The sequence below is a fragment of the Streptomyces prunicolor NBRC 13075 genome, assembly GCF_000367365.1.
GTDB classification, from domain to species: Bacteria; Actinomycetota; Actinomycetes; order Streptomycetales; family Streptomycetaceae; genus Streptomyces; species Streptomyces prunicolor.
The window spans coordinates 1-23,609 of record NZ_BARF01000097.1; the positions used below are offsets into that span (position 1 = coordinate 1).

20 protein-coding genes are annotated in these 23,609 nt (G+C 69.1%); 16 read left to right on the forward strand and 4 right to left on the reverse strand.

Annotation, left to right across the window (positions count from 1 at the left end):
* A partial coding sequence (locus SPR02S_RS40750) for an MFS transporter (protein ID WP_019062791.1) occupies positions 1–1,370 on the reverse strand: 1,370 nt, incomplete at its 3' end.
* Positions 1,371–1,480: 110 nt separating this feature from the next.
* Between SPR02S_RS40750 and SPR02S_RS40755 the strand changes: the two genes are divergently transcribed.
* From SPR02S_RS40755 to SPR02S_RS40780, 6 genes are all read left to right on the forward strand, one after another.
* On the forward strand, positions 1,481–2,284 hold the full coding sequence (locus SPR02S_RS40755; protein WP_019062792.1) for an SAM-dependent methyltransferase: 804 nt from the start codon (positions 1,481–1,483) through the stop codon (positions 2,282–2,284).
* 225 nt (positions 2,285–2,509) lie between these two features.
* The gene (locus SPR02S_RS40760; RefSeq protein WP_019062793.1) at positions 2,510–3,523 is read left to right on the forward strand and encodes a substrate-binding domain-containing protein; all 1,014 of its coding nucleotides are present in this window, start codon (positions 2,510–2,512) and stop codon (positions 3,521–3,523) included.
* A gap of 39 nt (positions 3,524–3,562) precedes the next feature.
* Complete coding sequence (locus tag SPR02S_RS40765; RefSeq protein ID WP_019062794.1) at positions 3,563–5,977, forward strand: sensor histidine kinase; 2,415 nt, start codon at positions 3,563–3,565, stop codon at positions 5,975–5,977.
* Positions 5,978–5,988: 11 nt separating this feature from the next.
* Positions 5,989–6,420 carry a roadblock/LC7 domain-containing protein gene (locus SPR02S_RS40770; RefSeq protein WP_019062795.1) on the forward strand — a complete coding sequence of 144 codons (432 nt, stop codon included), beginning with the start codon at positions 5,989–5,991 and terminating at the stop codon, positions 6,418–6,420.
* Position 6,421: 1 nt separating this feature from the next.
* Positions 6,422–6,781 carry a DUF742 domain-containing protein gene (locus SPR02S_RS40775; RefSeq protein ID WP_019062796.1) on the forward strand — a complete coding sequence of 120 codons (360 nt, stop codon included), beginning with the start codon at positions 6,422–6,424 and terminating at the stop codon, positions 6,779–6,781.
* Positions 6,768–7,385, forward strand: a complete 618-nt coding sequence (locus SPR02S_RS40780) for a GTP-binding protein (RefSeq protein ID WP_019062797.1) — start codon at positions 6,768–6,770, stop codon at positions 7,383–7,385. Before SPR02S_RS40775 ends, SPR02S_RS40780 begins: the two co-directional genes overlap by 14 nt.
* On the opposite strand, the gene SPR02S_RS40785 is transcribed toward SPR02S_RS40780, so the two are convergent.
* Together SPR02S_RS40785 and SPR02S_RS40790 are read right to left on the reverse strand one after the other, a co-directional pair.
* A complete protein-coding gene (locus tag SPR02S_RS40785; RefSeq protein ID WP_019062798.1) occupies positions 7,366–8,874 on the reverse strand; it encodes a M81 family metallopeptidase in 1,509 nt (502 codons plus the stop codon). The two genes, SPR02S_RS40780 and SPR02S_RS40785, sit on opposite strands and share 20 nt — an antisense overlap.
* A 136-nt stretch (positions 8,875–9,010) precedes the next feature.
* Entirely contained in the window at positions 9,011–10,210 is a 1,200-nt protein-coding gene (locus SPR02S_RS40790; RefSeq protein WP_019062799.1) for an ROK family transcriptional regulator, read from the reverse strand.
* A 180-nt stretch (positions 10,211–10,390) separates the two neighbouring features.
* Here SPR02S_RS40790 and SPR02S_RS40795 point away from each other — a divergent pair, with 180 nt between their 5' ends.
* The 6 genes from SPR02S_RS40795 (at position 10,391) to SPR02S_RS40820 (ending at position 18,137) form a co-directional block, all read left to right on the forward strand.
* Entirely contained in the window at positions 10,391–12,148 is a 1,758-nt protein-coding gene (locus SPR02S_RS40795) for a peptide ABC transporter substrate-binding protein (RefSeq protein WP_019062800.1), read from the forward strand.
* Between the two features lie 3 nt (positions 12,149–12,151).
* Positions 12,152–13,111, forward strand: a complete 960-nt coding sequence (locus SPR02S_RS40800) for an ABC transporter permease (RefSeq protein WP_019062801.1) — start codon at positions 12,152–12,154, stop codon at positions 13,109–13,111.
* A gap of 26 nt (positions 13,112–13,137) precedes the next feature.
* Positions 13,138–13,986 (forward strand): ABC transporter permease, encoded by an 849-nt coding sequence (locus SPR02S_RS40805; RefSeq protein ID WP_052347127.1) that lies wholly within the window; start codon positions 13,138–13,140, stop codon positions 13,984–13,986.
* The gene (locus tag SPR02S_RS40810; protein WP_019062803.1) at positions 13,983–15,653 is read left to right on the forward strand and encodes a dipeptide ABC transporter ATP-binding protein; all 1,671 of its coding nucleotides are present in this window, start codon (positions 13,983–13,985) and stop codon (positions 15,651–15,653) included. The genes SPR02S_RS40805 and SPR02S_RS40810 overlap by 4 nt, the downstream gene beginning before the upstream one ends.
* Positions 15,650–16,585 carry an ROK family protein gene (locus SPR02S_RS40815; RefSeq protein WP_019062804.1) on the forward strand — a complete coding sequence of 312 codons (936 nt, stop codon included), beginning with the start codon at positions 15,650–15,652 and terminating at the stop codon, positions 16,583–16,585. Before SPR02S_RS40810 ends, SPR02S_RS40815 begins: the two co-directional genes overlap by 4 nt.
* 154 nt (positions 16,586–16,739) lie before the next feature.
* A complete protein-coding gene (locus SPR02S_RS40820) occupies positions 16,740–18,137 on the forward strand; it encodes a glycoside hydrolase family 43 protein (RefSeq protein ID WP_019062805.1) in 1,398 nt (465 codons plus the stop codon).
* A 56-nt stretch (positions 18,138–18,193) separates the two neighbouring features.
* Here SPR02S_RS40820 and SPR02S_RS40825 read toward each other — a convergent pair whose 3' ends face one another.
* On the reverse strand, positions 18,194–19,156 hold the full coding sequence (locus SPR02S_RS40825) for an ABC transporter substrate-binding protein (protein ID WP_019062806.1): 963 nt from the start codon (positions 19,154–19,156) through the stop codon (positions 18,194–18,196).
* Between the two features lie 364 nt (positions 19,157–19,520).
* On the opposite strand from SPR02S_RS40825, the gene SPR02S_RS40830 reads away from it, so the two are divergent.
* The 4 genes from SPR02S_RS40830 to SPR02S_RS40845 are packed head-to-tail and all read left to right on the forward strand — an operon-like array spanning position 19,521 to position 23,576.
* The gene (locus SPR02S_RS40830) at positions 19,521–22,025 is read left to right on the forward strand and encodes a sensor histidine kinase (RefSeq protein ID WP_019062807.1); all 2,505 of its coding nucleotides are present in this window, start codon (positions 19,521–19,523) and stop codon (positions 22,023–22,025) included.
* Entirely contained in the window at positions 22,022–22,498 is a 477-nt protein-coding gene (locus SPR02S_RS40835; RefSeq protein ID WP_019062808.1) for a roadblock/LC7 domain-containing protein, read from the forward strand. The genes SPR02S_RS40830 and SPR02S_RS40835 overlap by 4 nt, the downstream gene beginning before the upstream one ends.
* 36 nt (positions 22,499–22,534) lie before the next feature.
* Complete coding sequence (locus SPR02S_RS40840) at positions 22,535–22,990, forward strand: DUF742 domain-containing protein (protein ID WP_019062809.1); 456 nt, start codon at positions 22,535–22,537, stop codon at positions 22,988–22,990.
* A complete protein-coding gene (locus SPR02S_RS40845) occupies positions 22,977–23,576 on the forward strand; it encodes a GTP-binding protein (RefSeq protein ID WP_019062810.1) in 600 nt (199 codons plus the stop codon). Before SPR02S_RS40840 ends, SPR02S_RS40845 begins: the two co-directional genes overlap by 14 nt.
* Positions 23,577–23,609 lie beyond the last annotated feature (33 nt).

A 23,609-nucleotide genomic window follows, 5' to 3' on the forward strand; every position in this document is an offset into this window, starting at 1 on the left:
GCGACCTGCACGGCGTACAACGACCCCGACGCGCCCCCTGACCCGTCCTTCGCGCCCGCCAGATACACGCTGCCGAGGATCGCGACCCCCAAGGTCGCCCCGAGCTGCTGGACGGCGTTCAGCAACCCCGCCGCCGACCCCAACTCCTGTACCCGGAGCGGCTTGAGCGCGTGGGTGAAGAACGCGGGGGTGAAGAGTCCGGCACCGAGGCCGACCACGGCGAGCGCGGGGAGCAGCCAGGTGGGAAAGGCGCCGGGGGCCGCACAGCGGTACGCGGTGATCGCGCCCAGCATTCCGGTCAGCAGGACCCCGAGTCCGACGAGCATCACCCGCTGCCCGTACCGCCGTACGAGATGCGCGCCCGCCGCCCAGGACGAGACCGCCAGCCCGACCGACCAGGGGGCAAGGCTCAGGCCCGCCCTCAACACGCCTGCGCCCAGGCCGAGTTGGAGTTGGAGCACCACGACCGTCATGAGTCCGTTCGTCACCGCGAAGAAGGACGTGGAGGCCACGAGGGCGGCGGTGAAGCCGGGGCGGGCGAACAGGCACGGTTCCACCAGTGGGCTGCGTCCGGCGGCCGCCACACCGCGCTGGTGCAGTGCGAAGGCGGTCAGGGTCAGCAGGCCTGCGGTCATCGCTCCCCAACTCCCGGCGGACAGGCGGGAGATGTCCGCGCCGATCAGCGGGAAGACCAGAAGTCCCGTGCCGGTCATGGCCAGGAGGGTGCCCATGACGTCGAGCGTGGGGCGTTTCGGGGCGCGGTTCTCCGGCAGTCGGGGGGACAGGGCGAGGACGACCAGGGCGACCGGGATGTTGACCAGGAACACCGCGCGCCAGGAGGAGTTGAACAGGTCGGCGTGGGTGAGGACACCGCCGAGCACCGGACCGCAGACCGCCGCGAGGCCCATCACCGGGCCGATGCTGCCCAGCGCGCGGGACATTTCGTCGCCGGAGAACATCGCCTTGATCAGCCCGATGGTCTGCGGGATCACCAGAGCCGCCGACGCTCCCTGGACGGCGCGGAAGGCGATGAGGAAGCCCACGCCCGGCGCCAGCGCGCACGCGAGGGACGCGACAGCGAATCCCGCGACGCCCAGCACGAACAGCCGTCGCCTGCCCGCGATGTCGCCGAGCCGACCCCCGCTGATCAGCAGCACCGCGAACGGCAGGGTGTACGCGGTGGTGAACCACTGGATGCCGGACACCGGCCCGCCCAGATCGGCGTGGATCGCGGGCGCGGCCACCTGCACGACCGTCGCGTCGAGCAGGTTCATCGCCTCGGCGAGAAGCAGGGCGACGAGTGCGGACCAGCGCCTGGGGTAGGACCCGTCGGGAGTGAACGGCCTTGGGAGCGTGCGGAGTTGTCTCATGGCCGAAGCGTGGAATCACGGGGGCACCCTTCCCAGCCAGGCCCCCGGGATCGAGGATTTCCTCCATCCATGGCACCCCTGACGGCGAAATCTCACACAAGGAGCCCACGTTGCCCGAGTCCAGCCGCATCGACACCGACACCGCCCACTCCGCGCGGATCTACGACTACATCCTGGGCGGTACGGACAACTACCCGGCAGACCGGGAGGCCGGCGACGCGATGATCCGGGAGTGGCCGGCCATGCCGGTGCACATGCGGGCCAACCGCGACTTCATGCACCGTGCCGTGCGGTACCTCGCCGGGGAGGCGGGGATACGGCAGTTCCTCGACGTCGGCACCGGTATCCCGACCTCGCCGAACATCCACGAGATCGCGCAGACGGCGGCCGCGGACTCCCGGGTCGTCTACGTCGACAACGACCCGCTCGTACTCGCCCTGTCCCAGGGCCTGTTGGACAGCACGCCCGAGGGCCGGACCGCGTATGTCGAGGCGGACATGCTGGACCCGGCGGCGATTCTGCGCACCCCGCAGTTCCGCGAGACGCTCGATCTCGGTGCGCCGGTCGCGCTGACCGTGATCGCGATCGTGCACTTCGTGCTGGACGAGGACGACGCCGTGGGCATCGTGCGCCGGCTCCTCGAACCCCTGCCCTCCGGCAGCTACTTGGCGATGTCGATCGGTACGGCGGAGTTCGCGCCGGACGAGGTGGGCCGGGTCGCCCGTGAGTACGCGGCGCGCGGGATGCCGATGCGGCTGCGTACCCATCCGGAGGCCGAGGAGTTCTTCGCGGGGCTCGAACTCGTCGGGCCGGGTATCGTCCAGGTCCACAAGTGGCGTCCGGACGGCACGGACACCGAACCGATCAGGGACGAGGACATCGCCATGTACGGAGCGGTGGCCCGCAAGCCATAACCTTCCGTTCTCCCGTACGTAACCTCCCCAACCTCCTTACGACGTCGAGATGATCACAATGCGGCAGCAACAACTCACTCCATGTCGCTGCTCACTTGACTACCAGCGGTCACACACGATTGGCTCCGGGCCAGCGGGAGTAACCCGGTCGGCGCACCTCTTACGGCTCCGGGCGCGCTCTCCCCGTCCCCGAGCTCGGCCGCACAGCGAGGTGCCGCACCGCCCATGAACACTCCGCCCCCACCTCACGCCTCCCTCCGTCTCATACGCGGCACGGCGCTGACCTTCGCCGCGGCCACCTGCCTGCTGCTCTCCGGCTGCTCCGGGACCGGCGGTTCCGGGTCCGGCACGGACACGGCCGGTGCCGCGAGCACCGGCCGGCTCAAGATCGCGCTGGTCACCCACGCGAGCAAGGGCGACGCCTTCTGGCTGCTGGTGCAGAAGGGCGCCGAGGCCGCCGCGGCCAAGGACGGCGTCGACCTGACGTACACGAGCGACCCCGACGCCACCGGACAGGCCGAACTCGTACGGGACGCGGTCCGGGACAAGGTCGACGGCATCGCGGTGACACTCGCCAAACCGGACGCGATGAAGGCGCCGATCGCCCAGGCCAAGGCCTCGGACATTCCGGTGGTCGGCCTCAACTCCGGTATCGACTCCTGGCAGTCGGAGGGCGTCCTGGAGTTCTTCGGGCAGGACGAGAGCGTCGCGGGCCGCGCCGTCGGCCAGAAACTGGACGCCCTCAAGGCCAAGCACGCCCTGTGCGTGATCCACGAGCGGGGCAATGTCGCCCTGGAGGCGCGCTGCGCGGGCGTCAAGAAGGCGTTCACCGGCGAGACCGACATCCTCTACGTGGACGGCACCGACATGGGCGCCGTGTCCACGGGGGTCACGGACCGGCTGAAGCAGGACCCCAGCATCGACGAAGTGGTCACGCTGGGCGCCGATTTCGCACTGGCCGCGGTCAAGTCCGTGAAGGCGGCGGGCAGCAGTGCCAAGGTCGCGACCTTCGATCTCAACCAGGACCTGGTCAAAGCCGTGCAGAGCGGGAACATTCAGTTCGCCGTCGATCAACAGCCTTATCTGCAGGGCTATCTGGCCGTGGACTCGTTGTGGCTGTACAAGACCAACGGCAACATCAGTGGCGGCGGGGCGGCTCCCGTGCTCACCGGCCCGGCGTTCGTGACGAAGACGAACGTCGGCGCGGTCGCGAGGTTCGCGGCCAACGGAACGCGCTGACCGGACACTTCGTACGAGGATGTAGCGAGGACGACCACGATGTCTCCACGGACAGGTGCCCGGCGCCGCGTCGGTTCCATACGTCTTTCCCTGATCCTGCTCGCCCTGGTACCCAGCGTCACGCTGGCCGCCATGTGGGGCGTGACGACGACCCAGATGTTCACGGAGGGGCTACGGCTGCGCTCGCAGACGGAGTTGAGCCGGTCGACCGGCGCCATGGGCACCGAGGCCGCGCTCGCGCTCCAGAAGGAGCGCAGTCTCTCGGCGGCGTGGATGGCGGATCCGCACGGCTCCCAGGCCGCGTTGGAGGCCCAGCGCGCGGTGACGGACAAGGCGGTGGCCCAACTCGTGGGCCAGACGGACGCGATCAAGAAGGCGCCCTCCCGCATCAGGGACCGGATGTACTCGGTCGTCGCGTCGGTGGACAGCCTGGAGTACTACCGCAGCCAGGTGGACAAGCCCACCGACATCACGCCCCAGCAGGTGCTGGACCAGTACACGTCGATCATCGACGACCAGATCCAGGCCTTCCAGGAGCTGTCCCAGGTCGACGACGGCGACCTCACCTCGCAGGCGGAGCCGCTCGTCGCGCTGGAGCACGGGGCGGAGTTGGTCTCCCAGGAGGACGCGCAGCTGACCCTGGCCTGGCCCTCCGGGCACGTCGACAACGCGGCGTGGGAGCAGTTCGCCGAGTTGGTGCACGCCCGGCGCTGGCTGGTGGACGACCAGATCGCCACCGGGTTCCAGGGCGCCACCAAGACGAAGATCGAGCACGTACTGCAGAGCGTCGAGTGGAGCACCCTGGAGTCCACGGAGGACGCGGTGCTCAAGGCCGGTACGGCGGGCAAGGCGGATCCGGACGACGGCACGGCCGGCCGGATCACCCTGCCCGCCGAGCAGAAGCAGTGGAACGCGGCACTGACCGAAGTCGGCGACCAGTACACGACGTTGATTCGGCAGCAGACGTCCGGACTCCTCGACCGCAGCTCCGCCAAGGCGCACAGCCTGCTCCTCACCGCCGCCACGCTGAGCGCGGTCGGACTCGGCGCCCTGCTGGTGTGCGTCGTCATGTCCTGGCGGATCACCCGCTCCCTGTCCCGCCGGCTGCGCGGCCTGAAGATGGCCACCCTGAGCCTCGCCGAGGACCGACTGCCCGACGTGGTCGCCCGGTTGAACCGGGGCGAGAAGATCGACGTCGAGTCGGCGACCCCTCCCCTGGACTACGGCAACGACGAACTCGGCCAGGTGGCCCAGGCGTTCAACACCGCGCAGCGCACCGCCGTGCACACCGCGGTCGAACTCGCCGACACCCGAAGGGGATTCCAGAAGGTCATCCTCGGCATCGCCCGGCAGAGCCAGAACCTGGTCAACCTCCAGCTCACCAAGCTCGACCAGCTGGAGCGCCGGCACGACGACCCCGAGGTCCTGCGCGGCCTGTACGAACTGGACTCCACGGCAAGCCAGTTGCGTCGCTACGAGGAGAACCTCGTCGTCATCAGCGGCGAGCAGCCGCGCCGCAGCTGGACCGAGCCGGTCGCCCTGATCGACATCCTGCGCAGTGCCGTGGGTGAGGTCGCCGAGTACCAGCGGGTGGAGGTGCACACCGAGGAGGAAGTGTGCCTGGCGCCGCCCGCGGTCGCGGACGTGATCCACCTGCTGGCCGAGCTGATCGACAACGCGACCGTGTACTCCCCCGCGCCCAGCCCGGTCGGGGTACGGGCCGCGATGGTCGCCAAGGGGCTGGTGATCGAGGTCGAGGACCGCGGGCTGGGCATGTCGGAGGAGGACTACGCCTCACTCAACGAACAGCTCGCGGTGGCCCCGCAGTTCGACGTGGTCGCGCTCGCCGACGACCTGCGGCTCGGCATGTTCGTGATCGCGCGGCTCGCCACCCGGCACGGCATCGCGGTGACGCTGCGCTCCTCGCCGTACGGCGGCACAACGGCGATCGTGCTGATCCCGCACGAGGTCGTCGTACCCGAGGTTCCCGAGACACTCGACCGGTCCGCTCCGGGGGCCTTGAAGGACACCGGCGTCGCCGAGCGGGTCGTGGCGGAAGAGGGAGTGCGGGCGGACGAGTCGGCCGTCCGGGTGGCAACCGCCTTGGCGGGGCGGGCAGTTGACACGCCGAGTCCCGCGTCCGAGGACCGTCCGGTGATCCCTCCGGCACGGTCGCCCGAGGCCGAGTCGGTGACGGCAGGGCTCGGCGGGCTCACCCCCTTGCCGCGGCGGGTGCCACAGACCAGTCTGGCCAGTGAGTTGCGGGAGGAGGCCGGGGCGGTCGAGGAGGACCTGGAGCTGGAAGACTTCACCGCGGAGCGTGCGGCTTCCTCGCTGGCCGGGTTCCAGCGTGGCACGTTCCAGGCGCGAGACTCCATCGACGACGACGCGCCTTCGCAGTACGACCGGGAGGAAGCAGCAGCCTCCCCGAATCCGCCCGCCGACCGCTCATGAAGGACTCCGCCATGACACGACCCGTCCCCGCCACGCACACCCAGCTCGACCAGTTGCTCACCGGACTCGTGGACCGGGTGGCCGAGGTGAACCAGGCCGTCGTGCTCTCCGAGGACGGCCTGGTCGTCAGCAAGTCCACCGGGTTCCTGCGCGACGACGCCGAGCGGCTCGCGGCCACCGCATCCGGGCTGATGAGCCTCAGCAAGGGGGTCAGCATGGACTTCCGGGGCGGTCCGGTGCGCCAGGCGCTGATCGAGATGGCGAACAGCTATCTGATCCTCACCGCGGCGGGCCCCGGCGCCCACCTGGTCGTCCTGACCGGTCCGGGCGCGGATGTCGGGGTCGTGGCGTACCAGATGAACATGCTGGTGAAGAAGATAGGCGAGCATCTCAGCGCCGCACCCCGGGCGGGCGTCGGCCCCGCGGCCGGCTCCGGCGAGTGAGGTGAGCGGTGGCGACGCGGCGGGACGGCTTGTAAGGCCGTTCACGCTGACCGGTGGCAGAACCCGGCCCAGCCGCGCCGATTTCACCCTCATCACGACGGTGACCGCGGTCGATCCGGTGCCCGCACGGGCGCCCCGGCCGCAGCCGGAGCAGGCCCGCATTCTGCGGCTGTGCGCCGAACCGCTGGCGGTCGCGGAGGTCGCCGCTCTTGTCGACCTTCCGGTGAGCGTGGTAGTGATCATGCTCTGCGACCTGCTGGAGGCCGGCCTGATCACGGCCCGGCCGCCGCACCCGGTCTCCCGTACCAGCCCGGACATGGACCTGCTGCAGAAAGTGAGGGAGGGCCTTGGCCGGCTCTGACACCATCGCTCCGGCACCCGCGCCGCCCGAGACGGTCAAGATCCTGATCGCGGGGGGTTTCGGCGTCGGCAAGACCACCATGGTCGGTTCGGTGAGCGAGATCGCCCCGCTGCGCACCGAGGAACCGCTGACCGTGGCGGGCCTCGCCGTCGACGACCTCGACGGCATCGAGGAGAAACGGGCCACCACCGTGGCCCTGGACTTCGGCCGCATCACCATCGGCCAGGACCTGGTGCTCTACCTGTTCGGCACCCCGGGCCAGCAGCGCTTCTGGTTCATGTGGAACGACCTGGCCCTCGGCGCGCTCGGCGCGGTGGTCCTGATCGACGTCCGCCGCCCGAAGTCCAGCTTCGCGGCCGTCGACTTCTTCGAACGCCGGGGCATCCCGTTCGTGGTGGGCGTGAACGGCTTCTACGGCGAGCACCCGTACCCCGCGGAGGCGGTGCGCGAGGCGCTGGCCCTCCCGGAGGACGTCCGGGTGCTGCTGTGCGACGCGCGCGAGCGCGACTCGTGCCGGAACGTACTGATCGCGCTGCTCGACCAGTTGATCGCCGCCGCCATCGAGGACGGCGGGGGCGGCAAACTCACTCGTCCGCCCCGCTGAGCGGTTCGTCCGAGGGGCTGACGACCCGGGCCGTGAGGTCCGGGTCGGGCATGTCCCGGTCGAAGGGGAACAGGGGCCGCCGGATGCGATGATGCCCGAGCCTGGTGAGGTCCTGGTCGACTCCGCCCGGGGTGAGGGCCATCTTCCAGTCGGCGGCCATGGCGAAGAGTTCGGGTTCGAGGTAGCCGATCTTGACGAGCACGAGATCGGCGGAGCGCGGGTCCAACTCCAGGTCGGTGAAGTCGTGTTCGTGGTGGTACGGCTTCCGGAGGCGCGTCAGGATCACGTACACGCTGCCCACCTTGAGCACGACCTCGGTCTCCGCGTCCCGGTCGCCGTGCCGGATCGAGTGCACGACCCCGGTGAGGGGGAGCGGGCCCGCGTGGCGGTCGTCGACTTCGGCGCCCGCCGTGACGGTGACGGTGGCGCCGATGCCGGCGCGCTCCGCTGTGGCTACGGCGGACGGTCCGGGCAGCGACGCGTAGATGACCGTGGGGCCGCTCTCGTCCTTGAACTCCGGGCGCTCCAGGACCTGTTGGAGGCCCCAGGTGACGTCTCCCGCGCCGCCTGCGGTCGGGTTGTCGCCGGTGTCGCTGATGAAGTACGGGCGGGCGAAGGAGGCCAGGGCCTCGTCCAGGCAGTCGTCGAGAGTGCCGGTCGGGGCTACGAACTCGAAGTCGTGCCTTGCTTCCCAGAAGCCGCGGGCCAACTGTTCGGCGCCTGCTCGGACTTGGGGTTCTGACGGGCCGGTGACGACGACTGCGGCTCGGTTGCGGGGCTCGTCCGCCCAGGCGTAGCCGACCCAGATGGCGGCGTCGGTGACTCCGGCTTCCGCCTCGACCTCTTCTACGGCCGCGTAGACGCTCTTCGCCGGTTCGATGCGGGTGGAGGTCTGTTCGCCTGCGAGCAGTACGGGGACCGGGATCCAGGCTTTGACCGGGCGGGGGGCGCCGCTCTTTAGGAGTTCTACGAGGTTGCGGGCGGCGCGTTCCTTTGTGTCCATGGCGTCCTCGTGCGGGGCCATGCGGTAGCAGGTGATCAGGTCGCTTTGGTGGACCAGGTCGCGGGAGACGTTGCCGTGCAGGTCCATGGAGGTCGACACGAGGGTGTCCGGTCCGATGGTTGCCCGAATGCGGGCGAGTAGTTGGGCTTCGGCGTCGTCCATGCCCTCTACTGTCATCGCGCCGTGGATGTCGTACCAGAGGCCGTCCAGGGGGCCCAACTCGGCTAGACGTGCGATGAGTTCGTCGGAGAGTTCGGTGAATGCGGTGGCCGTTACGGTGCCGCCGGGGAGAGCCTTGCCGACGAGGGCGCCTTGCCAGGCTGCGGCTTCTCGGAGTGGGGTGCCGGGGGCCAGGAAGGGGTAGCGGGTGAGGACTTCGGGGCCTCGTTGGGGGTGGAAGGCGGGGGCTTCTGTGCGGGCCGGGGAGAAGGTTGAGGATTCGATGCCCAGGCCGGCGATTGCGATTGTGGGGCGGGGTGAAGGCATGGGGGCTCCAGGTTGTGTGTCGGGTGCGGGTGCGTGGGGGCTGGTCGCGCAGTTCCCCGCGCCCCTAAAGGCGGTGGGTCATCGCGGCCCCGATGAACACGACAGCGTCATCGCGGCCCCGGTGAGAACGACAGGGTCATCGCGCTCCCGATTGGTCAGTGACCGTCTGGAGTGCTTGCGCCAGTGCCCTCTGTAGGGCGAACTGACCCGCACCCACCAAGCCCGCATCCGCACCCAGGCTCGCCCGCTCGATCGCCAGGTGTTCTGTGACCAGGGGGTGGCAGCCCTCGTAGAGCTGGCTGCGGACTGCCGCTACGAAGGGTTCCAGGGTGGAGAGGATGCCGCCCAGATACACGGCGTCGGGGTTGAAGAAGTTGACGTTGGCTGCCAGGACCTGGCCGAGGTAGCGGCCGGCCTGGCGGACTGCTCGGGTTGCCTCGGGGTGGGCGTCGGTGGCGAGGCGTACGACGTCTTCCGTTGATGTCACGTCCAGGCCGTGGCCGCGCAGGATGCGGACCAGGGCGGCGCCGGAGGCGACGGTTTCCAGGCAGCCGGTGTTGCCGCAGGAGCAGGGGGTGTCCTGGGCGGCCTCGACGCGGACGTGGGTGATCTCGCCCGCCGCGCCGGTGCCGCCGCGGTAGAGGCGGCCGTCGGCGATGACGCCCGCGCCGATGCCGGTGCCGACCTTGACCATGATCGACTGGCGGCGCTCGGCGGGCTGGACGGTGTGTTCGCCCACGGCCATGCAGTTGGCGTCGTTCTCGACGGCGGCCGGTACCTCGAAGCGGTCGGCGAGCCAGTCGCGGATGGGGAACTTGTTCCAGCCGGGCATCCGGGCCGGGAGCGTGACGATCCCGGAGGCGATGTCGACCGGGCCGGGGAGGGACAGGCCCACGCCCCGGAGTCGTTCGCGTCCGTGCCTGTCGGCGAGTGCGGTGAGTGTCTCGGCGAGGCCCGGGAGCGCGGCCTCGGGGCCGTCCGCCGTGGGGAAGGGCACGGTCGAGACGTCAGTGAGGCCGCCGCCGGGGAGTACGACCCCTACGTGCGCGTGCTTGCCGCCCAGCTCGGCCGCGACCGCGAAGCCGTCGCTGCCGCCCAGCCGCAGCACCTTGCGCGGTCGGCCGCCGGTGGAGGAGCGGGTGCCGTGCTCGGCGACCAGGCCCAGGGACACCAGCTGGCCCACCGCGAGGGAGATCGTCGAGGGTGCGGCGCCGAGCAGTTCCGCGAGTTCGGTGCGGGTGGCGGCCTGCCCGGAGGCGAGGAGTTCGAGGACGTGCTCGGCCAGTGAGGAGACGCCTGAGCTGCTCTTCCGGCGGTGGGCACTTTTTTCAGGCATAGAGGAAGTTACTTCCGGATCGGCGATCGAGGCGACGAGCGTAAGTCACTCCGATGCCCTCTCACCTTTTTTCAGAACAGCAGAAACAGGCTTTTTACAGCGGCACGCCTGTTTCTTCGACACCGGGGGCCGTTGACTGTCCTCACTCCCGCCTCCGCCCCTCTTTTTCCGAGGAGAACCATGTCCCCTGTTCGCCAGAGACTCCTCGCAGGTGCCTCCCTGACCACGGCCTCGCTGCTGCTCGCGGGCTGTTCCGGGTCGAGCGGTACGTCGTCGTCCGGGTCGCACGACTCGATCAACTACGCGCTGCCCGCGAACTTCACGCCGAACTGGATCCTCCCGATCGGCACCGCGGCCCACCTCAACAGCAACAACAACGCCATCGCGAGCACGCTGTGGGAGCCGCTGATCGCCTACGACGGCTCGACCGGCAGCATGGGCTGGAACAAGAAGGGCTCGGTGGCGACCGCCGCCGCCTTCGCGGCCGACAACAAGAGCGTCACGATCACCCTCGGCGACCGGCACTGGAGCGACGGGAAGCCGATCACCTCCGCCGACGTGAAGTTCTGGTTCGACCTCATCAAGGCGAACAAGTCCCAGTGGGCGGGCTACAACCCGGGCAAGGCGCCGGACAACTGGACGGCCTTCAAGACCGTGGACGCCCGCCACTTCACGATCACCTTCGACAAGGCCTACAACCCGCAGTGGATGCTGGCCAACGAGTTGAGCCAGATCAACCCGCTCCCCCAGCATGTGTGGGACAAGGCGGGGGACGCCGAGAAGGACTGGGCGTACCTCAACAACGCCGCCAAGAACATCAGCGGTTACGCGACGAACGCCCTCTGGAAGACGGTCAGCGGCCCCTACGCCGTCAAGTCCTTCTCCACCGCCGGCAAGGTCGTCCTGACCGCCAACTCGAAGTACGACGGCGGCGAGAAGCCCGCCATCCCCACCGTGAACCTCCTCCCCTTCACCACGGCGGACGCCGAGAAGAACGCGCTGCGGTCGGGGAGCGTCGACTACGGCTACATCGAGGCGACCGACCTCGACCAGAAAGCGAGCTTCACCGCGCAGGGCTACACGGTGAAGCCGTGGTCGGGCTGGGCGATCACCTACATGCCGTACAACTTCAACAACCCTTCCATCGGTGCCGTGTTCAAGCAGCTCTATGCCCGGCAGGCCGTGCAGCGGTCGATCGACCAGGGCAGTCTGGCGAAGGTCATCTTCAACGGCACGGCGGTGCCCGGGTACGGGCCGATTCCGCAGGCGCAGAGCTCGTCGTTCCTGTCGGCCACGCAGAAGAGCAACCCGTATCCGTTCTCGACCTCGGCCGCCAAGTCCCTCCTCAGCAGCCATGGTTGGAGCGAGCAGGGCGGGGTCATGACCTGCACCAGCCCGGGCACCGGTGCCGCGCAGTGCGGTGCGGGGGTCGCCAAGGGGACCAAGTTCCAGATGCAGGTGCTGTCGCAGTCCGGTTCGACGGTCACCGACAACATGATGAGCGCGATCCAGTCCTCGCTCGCGAAGACCGGCATCAAGTTCTCCATCAAGACCGCGCCCGTCAACTCCGTGCTGTCGCAGACCCCGCAGTGCACGGCCTCGCAGTCGATCTGCAAGTGGCAGCTGTCCTTCTTCGGTACGGCGGGCAGTTGGTACTTCCCGGCCTTCCCGACCGGCGACTCCCTGTTCCAGTCCAAGGGCGGCGCGAACTTCGGCAACTACTCCAACGCCGATGTCGACAAGCTCATCTCCGCGTCCACGACGTCGAGTTCGACGCAGGAGATCCAGGAGTACAGCGCGGCCCTCGCCAAGGATCTGCCGGTGATCTGGCTGCCCGAGCCGGACTACCAGATCTCCGTCGTCAAGAACGGCCTCGGCGGCTTCTCGCAGGACCCGCTCGCCAACTTCCACCCGGCACAGTGGAAGTGGACCAGCTGAGGCATGGACACCCTCCTGTATCTGACCCGGCGCATCGCCCAGGCGCTGGTCGTGATCCTCATCGTGACGGTCGTGGTGTTCGGCCTGCTGCACGCGCTGCCCGGGGGTCCCGCGCGCGGGATCCTCGGCCCGCAGGCCACGCCCCAGCAGATCACGCTCTTCAACCACGACCAGGGGCTCGACCGGCCGCTGCCCGTCCAATACCTGTACTACCTGCGGCAGTTGCTGCACGGTGACCTCGGCACGTCGTACACCCTCAACGAGGCGGTGTCCCGGCTCATCGAGCAACGGCTGCCGAAAACCCTGGTGTTGACCGTGTTGTCCGCGGTTCTCGGGCTGGTGCTCGCCATTCCGTTGGGCATGTGGCAGGCCGTGCGGCGGAACAAGCCGGCCGACTATGTCATCACCACGTTGAGCTTCGTCGCGTATTCGACTCCCGTGTATTTCCTGGGACTTGTGCTGGTGCTGGTCTTCACACAGGTGTTGCGGTGGTTTCCTTCTCAGGCGCCGCAGGGGGACACGGTGGCTCAAGTCTTCGCGGATCCGGTGGCGTTGGTGCTGCCCGTGGTGACCGGGGCGGCTTCCATGGTCGCCGTGTTCAGTCGGTATATGCGGGCCGCGACGTTGGAGAACCTGTCCGAGGACTATGTGCGGACTGCTCGGGCGGGGGGTTCTCGGCAGCGGGCGATTCTCTTCAAGCACGTGTTCCGGAACTCGTTGACGCCGGTGATTGCGATGCTGGGGTATTACGTGCCGGTGCTGTTCGGTGGGGCGTTGGTTGTTGAACAGCTGTTCAACTACCCAGGGATGGGGCTGTTGTTCTGGGGTGCGGCTCAGTCTTCGGATTACCCGGTGCTGTTGGGGTGTGTGTTGGTGATCTCCGTGGCGACTGTGGTGGGTTCGTTGCTCGCGGATGTCGTGCAGCGAGTCGTGGATCCTCGGGTCAAGGGGGGTCTGGCGTGAGTGTTCAGAGTGCGCGCCGGTGGGGGCTGGTCGCGCAGTTCCCCGCGCCCCTAAAAGCGCGCTTCGCGCGCAACAAACTCGCTGTTGCCGGACTCCTAGTAGTGGTCCTCTTCTTCCTGTTCTGCTTCGTGGGGCCCCTTCTCTACTCCACCGATCAGATCCACACCGACCTCACGCAGGTCAACCTCCACCCCAGCGGAGCGCATTGGCTCGGTACCGATGCTGTCGGGCATGACGAGTTGGGGCGGCTCATGTACGGCGGGAAGGTCTCGTTGCTCGTCGGGCTTGCCGCCGGGGTGCTTGCCACCGTGATCGGGACTCTCTGGGGATCGATCGCCGGGTATGCGGGCGGTTGGGTCGATGCCGTGATGATGCGGGTCGTGGACGCGGGGATCGCGATTCCGGCGCTGTTCATCCTGCTGGTCGTGTCTGCCATCACCACGCCCGGTGTGCCGGGGCTGATCGTGATTCTGGGGCTGGTGTCCTGGCTCGTGCCCTCGCGGTTGGTGCGGGCGGAGACGTTGACGTTGAAGAGACGCGACTATGTGCTGACCCTGCGCGCCATCGGCGGGACCCACGGGCGGGCCATCGCTCGGCACATCCTGCCCAACTCGGTGTCGACCATCGTCGTCGCCGCCACCTTCCAGGTCGCCGACGCGATTCTGCTCGTCGCCTATGTGTCCTATCTGGGGCTGGGAGTTCAGCCGCCGTCGACCGACTGGGGCGGCATGCTCTCGGCCGGGCTGACGGCCGCGTACTCGGGACGCTGGTGGCTGATCGTGCCGCCGGGCCTCGCGATCATCCTCGTGGTGTGCGCGTTCAACGCGATCGGCGACGGGCTGCGCGATGCCTTCGATGTGAGGGGACGGGGATGAACAGCATCCTGGAGATAGCGAATCTGGGCGTCGTCTTTTCCACCGAGAGCGGTGATGTGCCTGCCGTGCGTGGGGTGTCGCTGCGGGTGGAGCCCGGGGAGACGCTCGCCCTCGTCGGTGAGTCCGGGTCCGGGAAGTCGACCGTGGCCCTTGCCGCGCTCGGGCTGTTGCCCGGTAACGCCCGTGCTTCCGGGGGCGTTTCGGTCGGCGGTACGGATGTCATGGGGGCCAGTGAGGCCGAACTCGCGCGCCTGCGGGGGCGTACGGCTTCGATGGTGTTCCAGGAGCCGGCCACCGCGCTTGATCCGCTGACCCGAATCGGTAAGCAGATAGCGGAAGTTGTGCGGAATCACCGGGACGTGTCGCGGCAGGAGGCCGCCGCGGAGGCAGCCGAGTTGCTGCGTCGGGTCGGGATTCCCGAGCCTGAACGGCGGGCCTCCGCCTTTCCGTTCCAGTTGTCCGGTGGGCAGCGGCAGCGGGTTGTCATCGCCATGGCCATCGCCAATTCGCCCGGGTTGCTGGTCGCCGATGAGCCGACCACCGCGCTGGACGTCACCGTGCAGGCCGAAATCCTCGATCTGCTGCGGGCGTTGGCCGCCGACTCCGGGACCGGCGTGCTGCTGGTCACGCACAACATGGGGGTCGTCGCCGACTTCGCCGATCGGGTCGCCGTGATGTTGGAGGGGGAGATCGTGGAGACGGGGGCGGTGGAGGACGTGCTGTTGCGGCCCACTCATGAGTACACGCGGCGGTTGCTGGCGGCTGTGCCCCGGCTCGCCGTGACCGTGACCGGGAGCGGGGGCGGGAGCGGGAGTGTCGTGGGCGAGGAGGCCGAGGGGGCGCCCGTGGTCGAACTGCGGGATGTCTCCGTGCAGTTCGGGCGTGGGCCCCGTGCCGTGCGTGCGTTGGAGGAGGTGTCGCTCACCGTGCGGGCGGGCGAGACCGTGGGGCTCGTCGGTGAGTCCGGGTCCGGGAAGTCGACCGCCGCGCGGGTCGCTCTTGGGTTGGTCGCGCCGGAGTCGGGAGGCGTCTCGCTCTTCGGGGCCGATCTGCGCAAGGCGCGGGGGCGGGCGCGGCGGGCCCTGTTGGCAGGGGTCGGTGTGGTGTTGCAGGATCCGGTGGCCTCGTTGGACGCGCGGATGAGTGTCGCGGAGTGTGTGGCCGAGCCGTTGCGGGTGCACCGGCGTGGGATGGGGGCCGGCGAGCGGCGGGAGCGGGTTGCCGAGGTGCTCGAACTGGTGCGGCTGCCACGGGAGTTGGCGCGGCGTGGGCCGCGTGAGCTGTCCGGTGGGCAGCGGCAGCGGGTGAGTCTGGCGCGGGCGCTGGTCCTCGAACCGCGGCTGCTGGTCGCGGACGAGCCGACGAGTGCGCTGGATGTGAGTGTGCAGCAGACGGTGCTGGAAGTGATCACCGAGTTGCAGGCGGAGCTCGGGTTCGCGTGTCTCTTCGTGTCGCACGACCTTGCCGTGGTGCAGCAGTTCGCGGGGCGTGTCGTCGTGATGCGGGGCGGACGCGTCGAGGAACAGGGGCCGACCATGAGCACGCTGCTGCACCCGGGGACCGCGTACACGCGCCGGCTCATCGCCGCCGTGCCCGTGCCCGATCCGGTGCTCCAACGGGAGCGCAGGGAGCGCCGGTTGGCGTTGGGGACGGGGGCCGGCGCGTGACGGACTCTCCCGAGGTGATCGTCGGCGTCGACATCGGCGGGACGACCACCCAGGTCGTGCTGTGCACGGACCGACTCGACGTCCTGGACCGCACGGAGGTGCCGACCCCGGCGAGCGAGGGCGGGGCGGCCATGCTCGCCGCCGCGCTCTCCGCGCTACGGCTGCTGCTGGACCGTACGCCCGCCCGGTTGCTCGGGGTCGGGGTCGGCGCGGCGGGGCTCGTGGATGTGCGGGCCGGGCGGATCCTCGTGGCCAGCGACTCCTTTCGCGACTGGGCCGGGTTCGAGGTGACGGCGACCGTCCAACAGGCCCTGGGCGTACCGGCGTTCCTCGACAACGACGTGAACGCGTTTCTGCGCGGTGAGGTCGCCAAGGGTGCGGTCGCGGGCGAGGAGAACGTGCTCGGGATGACGCTCGGCACGGGGGTGGGTGGCGCGCTGTGGCTGGATGGCGCCCTTTACGACGGGCCGCGCGGGGCGGCGGGCGAGATCGGGCATGTGCCCGGGTTCGGTGAACTGCCGTGTACGTGTGGGGGAAGAGGGCATCTGGAGACGCTTGCGTCGGGGCGGTCGGTCGCGGCGCGGTACAAGGAGCGGACGGGTGTGAACCGTACCGCCCGCGCGGTCGCCGAGGCGGCCCACGGCGGCGACCCGGACGCGCTCGCCGTGTACCGGGACGCGGGCCGCGGTGTCGCCCGTGCGCTGCTGATCACGGCGGGGCTGCTGGATGTCACGACGTGTGTGATCGGCGGGGGTGTCAGCCGGTCCTGGGATCTGGTCGAGTCCGCCGTACAGGAGACGTTGGCGCTGGAGCCGCCGGTGAGTGGTCATCCGGTGCGGGTGCTGCCGGCCCGGCTGGGCGGTGACGCGGTGGCGGTCGGGGCGGCGGCCCGGGCGCGGGCGGAACTCCTGATCCACACAGGAGCCTCTTAGCGGGCGCCTACGTGAACGGTGAGAACCGGCCAAGCACGACCGTGTGATTGACGCGCACGCCCCCCATCTCTACCTTCTGATCGACTTACCGAACCTCGTTCGGGATGTCGAACGATATGAATCAATGGGCCGCCCGTATCCCCCTGGAGAACACATGGCCGTTCCTCCTCTCCCCCACCCCTCCCGCCGCCTGTTCCTCGGCATGGCCGCGACCGTCCCCCTCGCGGCCACCGGCGCGCTCACCCTAGGCGCCGGCAGCGCCCAGGCGGCCACCAACTCGGCTTACGTCATGTGCTACTTCACCGAGTCGCCGACGTTCCTGGGCGCCAACTACGGTCTGCACCTGGCCGTCAGCCCCGACGGTCTGGAGTGGACCCCGCTCAACCAGAACGCCCCCGTCGCCACCCCCACCGCCGGCTCCCTCGGCCTGCGCGACCCGTTCATCCTGCGCAAGCAGGACGGCACGTTCGTGGTCCTCGCGACCGACCTCAACGGCACCGACTGGTCGTACGTCAGCCAGTACCTCCACGTCTGGGACTCCCCCGACCTGCGCACCTTCACCGGCTACCGGCGGATGAAGGTGCACAGCCTGGACACCCACGCCTGGGCACCGGAGTCCTTCTGGGACGCGGGGCGCGGGCAGTACGGCGTGATCTACTCGGCCGTCAACGACAGCGGCCACAACGTCATCATGGTCAATTACACGAGTGACTTCGTGACGGCCAGTGATCCGCAGGTGTTCTTCGACCCCGGTTACGACGTCATCGACGGCGACCTCGCCGTGGGAGTGAACGGCGTCAACTACCTCTACTTCAAGAAGAGTTCGACGCTGGTCGGCGCGAAGTCCACGTCACTGGACCCGGGCAGCTTCACCGAGTTCAGCACGGCGGTCTCGCACAACGGCACCGAGGCGCCGACGCTGGTCAAGTCCCTTACGTCGAGCTCGACTTGGTACCTGTGGGGTGACACCTGGGACCCGAACGGCGTCTTCTACGCCTGGCAGACCAGCAGTCTCGCTGCCGGCACCTGGACTGCCGTCGACCAGAAGCTCTACACGCAGCCGCTCAACTCCAAGCACTGCGGCATCGAGCCGATCACCACGGCCGAGTACAACAACCTCATCGCCAAGTGGGGCACGCCCGCCTGGAACCGGCTCAAGTCCTACAACTATCCGGCCCGTTACGTCCGGCACTCCAATTTCATCGGCCGGATCGACGAGTACGCCTTCGACCCGTACACCGACTCGCAGTGGACCCTGGTACCGGGTCTCGCGGACAGCGCAGGTGTGTCCTTCCAGTCGGTCAACTACCCGACCCGTTATCTGCGGCACTACAACTACGCGCTCCAACTCGACGTGAACGACGGCACGTCGACGTTCGCCGGGGACGCCACGTTCTACCGGACGGCGGGGCTCGCGAACTCGTCCTGGGCGTCCTTCCGGTCGTACAACAACCCGACCCGGTACATCCGGCACTCCAACTACGTCCTGCGCATCGACCCGATCTCGACCGCCACGGAACAGCAGGACGCGACCTTCCACATCGGGTACTGAGCACGACGCGGGTGCCTCCCGGAGAAACGGAGGCACCCGCGTCGGCCGGAGAAGTCCTAGTCCAGGCCGGCCGTCTTCAGCCAGGCCTTCGCCACGTCCAGCGGGTCCTTGTTCTGCGAGCCCACCTGGGTGTCGAGGTCCAGCAGGGTCGCCGTGTCGAGCTTCGCGGAGACCGCGTTGAGGGCGGCGACACCGGCCGCGGAGAGGCCGCTCTTGTAGACCAGGGGCTGCACGTTCTCGAAGCCGAAGAGCCGCTTCGGGTCCTGGAGCGTGACGTGCTTCTCCTTGGCGATGGTCGGGTCCGTGCTGAAGAGGTCCGCCGCCTGCACGGTGTTCTTCTTCAGCGCGGCAGCGGTCAGCGGGCCGCCCGCGTCCAGCGCCTTGAAGGACTTGAACTCCAGGCCGTAGACGGACTTCAGGCCCACCAGGCCCTGCTGCCGGGTCTGGAACTCCGGCGAGGCACCTATGACCAGGTCCTTCGCGATGGACTTGAGGTCCGCGATGGAGGAGTCGGACGTGAGGTTGTACTTCTTCGCGGTCTCCGCGTTGAGGGTGACCGTGTCCTTGTCCTCGGCGGCAGCCGGGTCGAGCAGCGTCAGCTTGGTGTCGAGCTTGGCGTCGATCGCGGCCGTGGTCGCGGCGAGGGTCGCCGGGGTGGCCTTCGGGTCGAGGTAGGCCAGCAGCGCGCCGTTGTACTCGGGCAGCACGGTGATCGTGCCGTTCTTCAGCAGGCCGTAGGTCGTCTCACGGCTGCCGATGTTCGGCTTGTAAGTGACCTTGACGCCCTTGGCCTTGAGAGCCTCGCCGTAGATGTCGGCGATCAGGATGCTCTCGGCGAAGTTGTTGGAACCGACGACGACCGTGTCGCCGCCGGCCTTGCCGCCCGAGAGCGGGTCGTCGGACTTGCTGTCGGAGGACGAACCACATCCCGTGACAAGCGCAGCCGTCGCGGCGAGCGCGATGGCGGCCGCGCCGGGGTACCTAGTGCTGGACCAGCTGTTCTTCGCTTTAGAAGTCACAATTCCCGTTCCGGGTTTGGATGTTGGCACAGGCGTGCAGGCATGGCTGTGGCGTCCACGCGCGGGGCGTGAACACCGCACTCCGCTGATCCAATCCAGCCGGTTCTTGGTCAGTCAAGAGAACTCTGGTCACCGATTGGCCTCAATGGGTGCCCAATTGTGAAGGCAACGTAAACAGACCGGTCATGAACACAGGCGCTTTGTGATTGATTCTTGACGTAGGGCGACGCACTTGATCGTTCAAAGAGACGGTAGTCTCCCCGGAGTTGGCGTCGGTCACAGCGGTGTGCGGGGGCCGCTGGGATCAAAAACAGTCACGTGTGTCGCTGCGCGTACCGTGACAACACCCCACGAAGGAGGCCTGGTGTCCATACGGGGCTTCGCAGACCGTTGGCCCTTCAGGCGCAAGCTCAATCTGCTCGTCGGCGTACCCCTCGCGGTGGTCGCGGTGCTGCTGGCGTATCTCATCTCGGATGAGGTCGGGCAGTCGACGGACGCGAGCGACGCGGCCCAACTGGTGCGTGACAGCGGGCAGGTCGCCCAGCTGGTGAACCTCGTGGAGGCGGAGCACCAGCAGGCCATCCTGCTCTCCGTCCGCTTCGAGGCCACCAACGACGGCGGCACACCTTCACAGACCGCCTACCGCAAGGCCCAGATGGCCGTGGACAAGCAGGTCGAGAAGGTGCGCGACACCTTCGGCGACCGGCTGCCGGCCAGCGAGGCCCAGGCCCTGAGGGAGATCAACGGCCTGCAGACCCTGCGTGACACCGTCGCGCAGAGCTATCTGCCCGCCGACAACATCGACCCGGCGTACACCAGCGCCTCCGACGGTCTGATCGACGGGCTCGACCTCGAACACAACGCGAACCTCGCCACCACCTTCACCGGCAACCTGCTGGACTCCGTGCTGCGGGCCGATGCCGCCCACAGCTCGTTCGAGACCAGCGTGTTCTCGGCGACGACCGGTGACAGCAACGCGCTCATCGAGTTCAACAACGCCGTCGGCTCCTACGACCTCTACACCTACCAGGCGGCCAGGTTCGCCCGGTTCGCCACCGAGGACCAGGCCGACCAGCTCGCCGGGATCGAGCACACCCCGGCGCAGCGGCTGATCGCCGAGGCCTACGCCGAGTTGCAGATCGACCCCAGCGGGCTCCAGGCCGAGACGCCCGGCGCGGTCCGCAAGGCCTTCGCGGACGCCATGAGCGACTACCCCTCCTACCCGCAACAGGCCGCGGGCCGGCTGAAGATCACCGGCTCGCTCATCGACCAGATCGCCGTCCGCGCCGACAGCGCGTCCTCCTCCGCCTTCTGGCGCGCCGGACTGCTGCTGAGCCTCTCGCTGCTCGGCTTCGTGCTGTGGCTCGTCTTCGTGGTGATCGTGCGCCGCTCGGTGGTCCGCCCCGTGCAGGCGCTCACCGTTGCCGCGAAGCAGGTCGCCGACGTCGCGGGCCGTGAACTCGCCCGCGTGGCCGACGACGACGCCGAGGACGACGGGCCACCGCTGCTGCGGGACATGCCGGTCACCGCGAAGGACGAGATCGGCGACCTCGCCGAGGCCTTCAACCATGTGCAGACCACGGCCGCCGCGCTGCTGGCCCGCCAGGTGGTCAGCCGCCGCAACGTCGCCGAGATGTTCGGCAACGTCGGCCGCCGCGTCAGCAACCTGACGACCCGTCAACTCGCCCTGATCGACGCGGTGGAGCGCGGCGAGACGGACCCGGCGCTGCTGGAGCGCCTCTACTCCATCGACCACATCGCCGTCCGCCTGCGCCGCAACGCGGACAGCCTGATGCTGCTCGCCGGCATCCGCGAGACCGTGCTGGACGGCGGTCCCACCGAACTCACCAACGTCGTACGGGCCGCGCTCGGCCAGATCGAGGGCTTCCAGCGGGTGGGCCTGCGGGCCGACACCGAGGTCATGGTGGAGCCCGACATCATCGGCGACCTCACGCTGATGGTGGCCGAACTCCTGGAGAACGCGGTCTCGTTCTCGCCGGCGGGCAGCCCCGTCGAGGTGGTCGTACGGACCGACGGCGACGACGCGCTGATCGTGGTCGCCGACCACGGACTCGGGATGAGCGCCGACCGGATCGCCGAGGAGAACGCCCGGCTGATCCGCCGCGAGCGTCTCGACCTGGTGCCGACGAAGGTGCTGGGCCTGTTCGTGGTCGGCACGCTCGCCCGCCGCTGGGACATCGACGTCACCCTCGCCCGCACGCCGGGCGGCGGTGTGACGTCCGAGATCACCATCCCGGCGACGCTGCTGCTGCGCATGAGCGCGCTGGCCTCCGGCGGTCCGGCGGGAGCACACGCGGGGCCGGACAAGGCGCTCACGTCCACCGCCGCGGGGTCGGGTGCCGTCAACTCGGCCCAGGACCACGCCCGTCCGGCCCCTTCCTGGGCCGCCTCGGACTCCGGTCCACGGCCGTCGATCACCCTGAGCAGGCCCGAGCCGAGCACACCCGAGCACATGCACGCCGATGACGAGCCCACCCCGCTCCCCCGCAGGGTCTCCCGGTACGAGACGGCACCGAGGCCCGCCGCGGCGGCCCCGCCCGTCACCACCCACCACGCCCCGGCGGACGAGTCCGCCACCGCCCCCGACGACGCCGCCGGAGGCTCCCGGCCGCTACGGCGCCGGGTCCGGGGCGCCACCCTACGTACGGGCGCCGACGACGCCGCCCAGCAAGCCGCCCGGCAGGCTCCCCGGCCCGCCGACGCGGACGCCGTCCGCTCGGCCCTCGAAGAGTTCGAGGCAGCCGTGGAGCAAGCGCATCGCGACAGCGACACCCTCACGGGCCTGCGCCCCCCGGACGCGAACCACCCGCACGACCAGAACCACCTCCCGAAAGGAGCGGAGCAGTGAGTACGTCGACAGGTGACACTCCCACGGGGGGCACCACGCCGGCCGATCTGCAGGCAGCGGCGGCCGATTTCAACTGGCTGCTCAACCGTTTCGCGACAGAGACCGCGGGCGTCGTCGACGCCATCGCGGTGTCCTCCGACGGCCTGCTGATCGCCGTGGCGGAACTGCGTGAGCACGCCCACTCCGAGCGCCTCGGGGCCATCGTCTCCGGCATCACCAGCCTGGCCGCCGGCGCCTCCGGCAACTACGGTCTCGGCGGCCTGAACAAGGTCATCATCGACCTGGAGGGCGGCCACGTCCTCGTCTCCGCGATCGGCAGCGGCGCCGTCCTCGGCGTCGTCACCGACAAGGAGGCCAAGCTCGGCAACATCGCCTACGAGATGACGCTGTTCGCCAACCGTGCCGGTTCCGCGCTCAACCCCCAGCTGGTGCTCCAGCTGAAGAACAGCGTCGGCGCCGCTTCGGCTCGGTGACCGGTCCCCGACCGGTCGAGAGAGGAACAGCCACTCATGCCCGACGGCCGCACTCCGAGCGGTGCCGGCGCGGACGGGGCCACACCCCCGGGTCGCGATCCGGTGCGCAAGCCTTCCGCCGTACGGCCGTTCCTGGTCACCGCCGGCCGGGTGGCGGGCGCGGACGCCGCCGCCTCCGGGCGGCCGATCCCGGTCGAGACCCAGGTGGTGGCCACGGCCGCCGGTCTTGAGGTGCTCGACCGGCTCTCCTTCGAGCAGCACGACATCGTGGCCGAGTGCCGGCAGCCGCAGTCCCTCGCGGAGATCGCGGCCCGGCTGCGGCTGCACCTGAACGTGGTGCGGGTCCTCGCCGAAGACCTGCGTGCCGCCGGGCAGTTGACGGTGCACGTGCCCAACTCCGACATCACCCATGACGCAACCGTCCTGCGAAGGGTCATCGATGGCCTCCGCGCCATCCCCAACTCCCGGGGAGTACTCCGTGACACCGACTGAACCGGTCGCCCGCGGTGCGGCTGCGCAGACCGTCGTACGACCGCCGCTGCCGGTGAAGATGGTCGTCGCGGGCGGCTTCGGCGTGGGCAAGACCACCACCGTGGGCGCGATCTCCGAGATCGAGCCGCTCACCACCGAGGCCGCGATCACCGAGGTCGCGGCGGGCGTGGACGACCTGTCCCACACCCCGCGCAAGACCACCACCACGGTCGCGATGGACTTCGGCTGCATCACCATCGACCCGACCCTGAAGCTGTACCTCTTCGGTACGCCCGGGCAGGACCGGTTCGGCTTCATGTGGGACGACATCGTGGAGGGCGCGGTCGGCGGTCTCGTCATCGTCGACACCCGCCGGCTCGACGACTGCTACGCCGCGGTCGACTACTTCGAGCACAAGCAGATCCCGTTCGCGGTCGCCCTGAACGCCTTCGACGGCAAGATCGAGCACTCCCTGGACGAGGTCCGCTGGGCGCTCGACGTCAACGAGCGGGTCCCGGTGATCGCGTTCGACGCACGCGAACGCGGCTCGGTGCGGGACGCGCTGCTGGTCGTACTGGAGCTGGCGCTGGCGCGCACGGAGAACTGAGAGCGGCGGAAGGGGAGTTGGGGGGAGGGCCGG

Bases quoted from the DNA above. Each gene is read 5' to 3' on its own strand.
- SPR02S_RS40760 (WP_019062793.1), top strand. From the start codon at position 2,510: ATGAACACTCCGCCCCCACCTCACGCCTCCCTCCGTCTCATACGCGGC.
- SPR02S_RS40765 (WP_019062794.1), top strand. From the start codon at position 3,563: ATGTCTCCACGGACAGGTGCCCGGCGCCGCGTCGGTTCCATACGTCTT.
- SPR02S_RS40770 (WP_019062795.1), top strand. From the start codon at position 5,989: ATGACACGACCCGTCCCCGCCACGCACACCCAGCTCGACCAGTTGCTC.
- SPR02S_RS40785 (WP_019062798.1), bottom strand. From the start codon at position 8,874: ATGCCTTCACCCCGCCCCACAATCGCAATCGCCGGCCTGGGCATCGAA.
- SPR02S_RS40790 (WP_019062799.1), bottom strand. From the start codon at position 10,210: ATGCCTGAAAAAAGTGCCCACCGCCGGAAGAGCAGCTCAGGCGTCTCC.
- SPR02S_RS40795 (WP_019062800.1), top strand. From the start codon at position 10,391: ATGTCCCCTGTTCGCCAGAGACTCCTCGCAGGTGCCTCCCTGACCACG.
- SPR02S_RS40800 (WP_019062801.1), top strand. From the start codon at position 12,152: ATGGACACCCTCCTGTATCTGACCCGGCGCATCGCCCAGGCGCTGGTC.
- SPR02S_RS40810 (WP_019062803.1), top strand. From the start codon at position 13,983: ATGAACAGCATCCTGGAGATAGCGAATCTGGGCGTCGTCTTTTCCACC.
- SPR02S_RS40820 (WP_019062805.1), top strand. From the start codon at position 16,740: ATGGCCGTTCCTCCTCTCCCCCACCCCTCCCGCCGCCTGTTCCTCGGC.
- SPR02S_RS40840 (WP_019062809.1), top strand. From the start codon at position 22,535: ATGCCCGACGGCCGCACTCCGAGCGGTGCCGGCGCGGACGGGGCCACA.